Source organism: Streptomyces sp. NRRL F-5135 (assembly GCF_000719775.1).
Classification (GTDB): Bacteria; Actinomycetota; Actinomycetes; order Streptomycetales; family Streptomycetaceae; genus Streptomyces; species Streptomyces hebeiensis.
Genome location: NZ_JOHR01000089.1, coordinates 1 through 325, shown reverse-complemented (window position 1 = coordinate 325; position 325 = coordinate 1). Strand labels below are relative to the sequence as shown.

General features: G+C 75.7%; 1 protein-coding gene. It reads left to right on the top strand.

What is annotated here, in order from left to right; all coding sequences use genetic code 11:
• A partial coding sequence (locus IG02_RS0135625) for an amino acid permease (RefSeq protein WP_158712462.1) occupies positions 1-325 on the top strand: 325 nt, incomplete at both ends.

Here is a 325-nt window from a genome sequence, read left to right as displayed (position 1 = left end):
TGGCCGGGGTGCGGACGGCCGCGGTGGTGGGCCTCGCGGTGCTGGTCACGGAGCTGGCGGTGCTGGCGGTGTTCGTGGTCGCGGCGGTGTGGGTGCTGGTCCGGGACGGCGCGCAGCGCGGCTGGGCGACCCCGTTCACCGCGGTCGACGGCTTCTCGGCGACCGCGGTCCTCTCGGCGGTCTCGGTGGCGGTGCTCTCCTACCTGGGCTTCGACGCGATCGCGACCTTCGTGGAGGAGGCGGTCGGCGCCTCGGCGGCGGTGGCGCGGGCGGTGCTGTGGTGCCTGGCGGTGTCCGGGGTGCTGTTCGTGGCGCAGACCTGGCT